Source organism: Bacillus sp. MBGLi79, from assembly GCF_002953915.1.
This window is the reverse complement of sequence record NZ_CP026521.1, coordinates 2,978,820-2,984,598: the sequence shown is the minus strand read 5'-3', so window position 1 is coordinate 2,984,598 and position 5,779 is coordinate 2,978,820. Positions and strand designations below refer to the sequence as shown.

Sequence of the window (5,779 nt, the reverse complement as noted above, 5' to 3'; positions counted from 1 at the left end):
AGTTGAATAAACAATTCCACCCTGTTAAAATAATTAAAGAAAGCAGAAATGATTTTTTTAGGCTTTGATTGGACTATTTTTTTTGATGATGTATGTAACGAAACGAAACATAATTCTAAGGATTCAGCATGATTGGAATTTACAAAGGAGGCCTTTTAATTATGAAAGTCATCTTAAAAAAAGGACCGCTGTTTGAACAGGCAGAGGCCAAAGCTTACAAATACCTCAGAGGCATACTTGTTCAGCGCATGAATGAACACCAAGAGAAGCTTGCACAACAAAATAAAAAGGAATCAGCCTAAGTCATATAAACAGCATGGTCTTTTAACTTCAATTTTAAAACTGAAAACTCAATATATCAGGAGGCAAACATATGGAGAACAACCCATACAACATGCGGAATTTACCGCAGATTATGCGTAGTGCCCGAAAGGCTGCAGGTCTTTCCCAATACCAAATCGGCAAGTTAATCGGAGGTAAGGATCAAAGGTATGTTTCAGACGTTGAAAATGGACTTGCCAAGCTCACTCCAGAGTTATGTATTAAGTGGTTTGAGAAGTGCGATGCCTATGAACATATTGATCTTGTCCATTACTTATTTAAACTTCATCCCACAGCCGCTGCTCCTATTGATCCGGCACTTAATGAATGTGCAAGTAATGCGGTGATTAATATGGTTCACCAATTGGAGGAAGCACTGCAAGCAACCAAGCATTTAGCCCGTTGGCTAACGGATAACCGACCAGGTAAAACAGAGGAACTGCCTATGGCTGATATTAAACAGATTTTTGATTTGATTGCGGCTAACAAAACATTGATTTATTCACTTGTTCGTACTCACGGGTTGAAAATGCAGGAACTTGCAGATAGATGGACGCGGAAAGCTCTAGTTGATCAAGTTGCTATGGCAAAACAAGAAGGAAGGCAGGCGGTTTCAGTATGAATACTAATCATTTCTTGAAGGCAGATGTTCCTATCGCAAAAAGAAAAATCGAATCAGCAGAAGAGCTATCAATCATGTTGTCAGAGGCATTACGTGATGGTGATTATGAAGAAGCGATTAGTCTCGCTGGAAGCATCAAGGTTCTTACTGAGGATATTAGCCGGCTGGCAAACAAAGGACAGCTTTATGAAACAGCATTGAAAATGCAACAGCGAGGCATCAACTTAACAGTAGTGAGCAGGTGTATAGGATGATGGTTCATTTTGTTCATAAGCCGGCAACTGCTCTAGAAGTTCGTAAATGGTGTGCGATGATTCGTAACAATAGTGAATTCTATCTGTTATGGGATAGACGTGCAGACAAATTCAGAGAGGAGAATATGAATGGTCGAAAACCCAATGGTCATAAACAACTGGCACGATAAGCTGACTGAAAAGGATGTGCAAATAGATTTTTACGGTGATGAAGTAACACCAGTTGATGATTATGTAATTGATGGCGGAGAAATCATTCTCAGAGAGAACTTGGAAAGATATCTAAGGGAGCAACTTGGTTTTGAATTTAAAAATGAGCAATAAAAAAGCCCACTCGGCAAAGTGGACTTCTTTAAAGGCTATCTAAAAAAACTCATGTGCAAATATTTTATCAGATAGCCTCAATAAAAACAATGGGGGTTAGGTGGTATGACAAGCAAACGGGCTGAGGTTCTTGCTAAGACTTCGGAAATGAGCCGTGATGAATGGCTTATTGAAAGGAGAAAAGGAATTGGCGGCTCAGATGCATCCGTTATCTTGGGATTAAACAAGTGGAAGACCCCTTTCGAATTATGGTTAGACAAAACAGGACAGGTCCCTGTAAGTGAATCGCAAAGTGAAGCTGCTTACTTTGGATCGTTGCTTGAAGATATTGTTGCAAAAGAATTTGAGATACGTAGTGGCAAGAAGGTTAGACGTAAAAAAGCAATACTCAGACATCCAGAACATGATTTCATTTTGGCTAATGTTGACCGAATGATTGTTGGTGAAAAAGCGATCCTTGAATGTAAAACAACATCAGCCTACAACTTAAAAGAATGGAAAGACGAAGAAATCCCCGAGAGCTATATCGTTCAGGTCCAGCATTATCTGGGTGTACTTGGACCTGAATATCAGAAAGCTTACTTTGCTGTGCTGATCGGCGGGAACAAATTTGTTTGGAAAGAGATTGAGAGAGACGATGAGTTAATTGACATGATCTTTAAAGCAGAGATTGAGTTCTGGAATGACAAGGTATTAGGCGGACAAGCTCCTGCTTTAGATGGTTCAAGTGCTGCGGAGGAATACCTCAAAAAACGATATGCCGAAACGGAAAATAAAAAAGCTATTGATTTAACTGGGGCTAATCGAGAACGTATTCAACAATACTTGCTACTTAAAGAACAGATCTCAGAGCTTCAAAGTCAGGCAAAAGAATTAGAGAACCAAATCAAGCATGAAATGAAGGATGCAGAGTATGGGTTTATCGGAAACTATCAAGCTTGTTGGAAGCCTGTTGTCTCAAATCGAGTTGACACGAAAAAGCTCAAAGAGCAGTTTCCGGATATTTACGAGAAGGTCAAAAAGGAAACTCATTTCAGACGTTTTGGAATCAAGGAGGTTAGTTGATTATGGCTACCAATCAATCAATTAAAAACAACATCCAAAAGAAACAAAAAAGCGCACCTGTGCAACAGCAAGGAGCAACCATGAAAGGCTTACTTTCCTCACCATCCGTTATTAAGCGATTTGAGGAAGTGTTAGGGAAGAGGGCAACACAGTTTACAGCTTCTATTTTAAGCCTTTATAACAGCGAGCAGATGTTACAGAAAACAGATCCTATGAGCGTCATTTCCTCAGCAATGGTGGCAGCTACACTCGATTTACCTATTGATAAAAACTTAGGGTATGCCTGGATAGTTCCTTATGGAGGAAAGGCTCAATTCCAGCTTGGATACAAAGGGTACATACAGCTTGCCTTGCGAACAGGCCAATATAAATCCATCAATTGCATACCGATTCATGAAGGCGAATTGCAGAAGTGGAATCCGTTGACTGAGGAGATCGAGATTGATTTTGAAAAACGAGAATCAGATGCAGTGATTGGTTATGCAGCTTATTTTGAGTTGATAAATGGCTTCCGAAAAACAGTGTACTGGACAAAGGCACAAGTAGAGAAGCATAAAAAGAAATTCAGTAAATCTGATTTTGGATGGAAAAATGATTGGGATGCGATGGCTCTTAAGACTGTATTAAAAGCAGTTTTGAGCAAGTGGGGGATTCTCTCTGTGGAAATGCAAAAAGCAGTTATTGAGGAAGATGAAACAAGAGAACGGATTGACATTACCAATGAAGCAGACAGTTCAGAAATTATTGATTCCGAGCCTTCAAACAAAGACGAACCGGAAAAAACAAGCGAACAAGAAGCTGATCCTTTTGACGGCAAGCCTGTAGACATAAAAGAAGATGAACTTCCATTTGATTGAGATCGGTATCCGTGACATAACTGCACTCTGGGAAAGGAAGTAGGTGAGAGACTTGGACATAAAAGCAATGGGGTATGTGGTCATACCCCGACTACCATTCAAAGAGTTTAGGGATGAAAAAATTTATGATCACTTGTTCAAAAGAGCTGAATACAGGCCAAATCAAGAGCTAGAACTTGGGCAGACCATTATCAAAGTTGTGGAACTTGCAAAAGATTTTAACTGGTCAGCTGCACAGATCAAATACTCACTAGACCGAATGGAGAAACAGGAATATATCAAATTGCACCGTCTTCCACAAAAAAGAGGGTTCATCGTCACCATACTTCATTATGCAGACTACATACAACTAGGAAATTACATGAAGAAAAAAGCTTTGGAACCAGCTGAGATTGAACATCAGGAGGTCGATGACAAAATGAAAAATGCCTTTGAGCTATATGAAAACAAAGTTGCTCGGTCAGTCGGCCCGATTGAGGCACAGCGGATCGGCTACATGGTCGATGACTATGGTGAAGAAAAAGTGATGGAGGCTATCAAGACAGCATTTCAGTTAAAGGGGAAAGCTGCAAGTTTGTCATATGTTCAAGCCATCTTATCAAATCCATTCACTCAAAAGAGAAAGGAGAATCAATATGGCTATAAACAAAGCAGTCAGTATAGACACCGCATTTCAAACGATCATGCAGGAACTTCGGGAAAGGTCAGCCCGCTTTTTGGGAACAAAACAGGCCGTATCAGAAGAAAAGGCTGAATTTGATTGTCCTTATTGTAAGGATCGTGGAATTGTCGTTTATCGGGTCCATAAGGACACTTCTTGGCATTTAAATGAACAGTTAGACCTTATGGTTCCAGACGATATGGTGTCGGAAGATGATTTTCTGTTAGGTAAGGTTTGCATGCCGGACAAAGCTAGTGAATGGAAAGATACTTATTCAAAACAGTGTGAATGTGTGAGACGAAAGAAAATAGCCAGACTCATGTCAGCTAGTGGCATTACAGAAGAGTTTGAAAAGCTTCTCTTTGGTAACTTCATCACGGACGGTAAGCCAGGCATGATCAAGGACGCTTATGAGTGTGCAGTGGAATACTATAAAGATTTTCAAAAAATCAAAGGAGAAAGGCAAAACAGTATCGCATTACTTGGACAGCCAGGCAGTGGCAAAACTCATTTGCTCACGGCGATTATGAATAATCTGATCAAGAAAAAATCCATTCATTGCATGTACTTTCCTTACGTGGAGGGCATGGGTGATTTAAAAGCTAACTTTGACAACTTAGAAGCAAAACTCGATGCCATGAGAAAGGTCGAAGTTCTATTCATTGATGATTTATTCAAACCAATAAACGGTCAGCCAAGGGCAACCGATTGGCAGGTTGAACAAATCCAATCAGTCTTAAATTATCGATACTTGAATCATATGCCTTTGCTGATTTCTTCGGAGTTAACAATCGATGAGATTTTGGACATTGACGAGGCTCTTGGTTCACGAATTCACCAGATGTGTCGTGATTACATAGTGATTATTAAAGGCGATCGAATGCAATTAAATCATAGGTTAGGTGATTGGGACGAGAGTGGGGAGATCGTGTCCGCAAGCATCAAGACTGGAACGGCAAGTATTGCCGCACCGTATTTTGTCAGAGGGAAGATGGAATCAAGTTAAGGCTACCATTGAAAAAGAACTAAAAACCCTGGGGGGAAGACTAATTGTTCTTCAAATAGCTCTTCAGGATCAACTTACACAGTCAAAAAAGGCGATACTCTTTTCGAAATTGCATTGGCTGAAGGGTTAGTGTGGCAAACCTACAGAAATGGAATAACATTAAAGACCCGAATAAAATTATAGTTGGCCAAGTGCTGAAGCTTACAGGATCATCCAGCCCTTCTAAGCTGTGCATCCAACGGCAAGAAATACGTTTACCTTCCGGCATCTGCTGATTCATAGCGTATCTATCCGACTAACAAAGCAACGGTTAAAGGAAATGAATACGGAATCAAGACGGCTCAGTTCGGAAAGGTAAATATCTATGCTGCGAAGTCCACACGCGCAACTGTAAAATAAACGAAAGTAAAAAAAGAGCCCTCTCTATGAGAGGGCCTTAACTAATTAAGGTGCTGTTCCGCAATCGACTTTGTATTCGTCCTCTGTTACTTTCTTTGAATAACAGAGATAAGGAGTTTGACCAGTTTCACTTTTCCAAGCATTAAATAACATCAAAGAATAAAGACTTCCTGATGATTTATCACTTTCCCGTTTTTGAAGGATTGTGAAATAGCTTTGATAAGGGTATCCCATTTTATAGATTTCGTGTCTTATGGCTCCTTTAACCGT

At 40.0% G+C, this 5,779-nt stretch carries 9 protein-coding genes and 3 pseudogenes; 11 read left to right on the top strand and 1 reads right to left on the bottom strand.

Going from position 1 to position 5,779, the window contains the following annotated elements; all coding sequences use genetic code 11:
- Positions 1 to 57 precede the first annotated feature (57 nt).
- The 11 genes and pseudogenes from C1T29_RS15200 to C1T29_RS25015 form a co-directional block, all read left to right on the top strand.
- Positions 58 to 132, top strand: a pseudogene (locus C1T29_RS15200) (XRE family transcriptional regulator); the annotation flags it as partial.
- A gap of 29 nt (positions 133 to 161) precedes the next feature.
- Positions 162 to 302, top strand: a complete 141-nt coding sequence (locus tag C1T29_RS15195) for a hypothetical protein (RefSeq protein ID WP_088679343.1) — start codon at positions 162 to 164, stop codon at positions 300 to 302.
- A gap of 71 nt (positions 303 to 373) precedes the next feature.
- A complete protein-coding gene (locus tag C1T29_RS15190; RefSeq protein ID WP_015714341.1) occupies positions 374 to 943 on the top strand; it encodes a helix-turn-helix domain-containing protein in 570 nt (189 codons plus the stop codon).
- On the top strand, positions 940 to 1,197 hold the full coding sequence (locus C1T29_RS15185; protein WP_103750531.1) for a YqaH family protein: 258 nt from the start codon (positions 940 to 942) through the stop codon (positions 1,195 to 1,197). Before C1T29_RS15190 ends, C1T29_RS15185 begins: the two co-directional genes overlap by 4 nt.
- On the top strand, positions 1,194 to 1,367 hold the full coding sequence (locus tag C1T29_RS15180) for a hypothetical protein (RefSeq protein ID WP_142393729.1): 174 nt from the start codon (positions 1,194 to 1,196) through the stop codon (positions 1,365 to 1,367). Before C1T29_RS15185 ends, C1T29_RS15180 begins: the two co-directional genes overlap by 4 nt.
- A complete protein-coding gene (locus C1T29_RS15175; protein ID WP_103750532.1) occupies positions 1,327 to 1,521 on the top strand; it encodes a YqaI family protein in 195 nt (64 codons plus the stop codon). The genes C1T29_RS15180 and C1T29_RS15175 overlap by 41 nt, the downstream gene beginning before the upstream one ends.
- A gap of 105 nt (positions 1,522 to 1,626) precedes the next feature.
- Positions 1,627 to 2,586: a YqaJ viral recombinase family nuclease gene (locus C1T29_RS15170; RefSeq protein WP_103750533.1), complete on the top strand. Its 960-nt coding sequence runs from the start codon at positions 1,627 to 1,629 to the stop codon at positions 2,584 to 2,586.
- Between the two features lie 2 nt (positions 2,587 to 2,588).
- The gene (locus C1T29_RS15165) at positions 2,589 to 3,443 is read left to right on the top strand and encodes a recombinase RecT (RefSeq protein WP_086352684.1); all 855 of its coding nucleotides are present in this window, start codon (positions 2,589 to 2,591) and stop codon (positions 3,441 to 3,443) included.
- A gap of 76 nt (positions 3,444 to 3,519) precedes the next feature.
- Positions 3,520 to 4,197, top strand: coding sequence for a DnaD domain protein (locus C1T29_RS15160; protein ID WP_142393730.1), 678 nt, complete (start codon positions 3,520 to 3,522; stop codon positions 4,195 to 4,197).
- A pseudogene (locus C1T29_RS15155) lies at positions 4,079 to 5,017 on the top strand (ATP-binding protein); the annotation flags it as partial. The gene C1T29_RS15160 and the pseudogene C1T29_RS15155, both read left to right, overlap by 119 nt.
- Positions 5,017 to 5,313 (top strand): annotated as a pseudogene (locus tag C1T29_RS25015) (LysM peptidoglycan-binding domain-containing protein); the annotation flags it as partial. The pseudogenes C1T29_RS15155 and C1T29_RS25015, both read left to right, overlap by 1 nt.
- Before the next feature lie 241 nt (positions 5,314 to 5,554).
- Here the strand turns inward: C1T29_RS25015 and C1T29_RS24840 are convergent.
- The coding region (locus C1T29_RS24840; protein ID WP_231516501.1) for a hypothetical protein at positions 5,555 to 5,779 on the bottom strand (225 nt) is incomplete at its 5' end.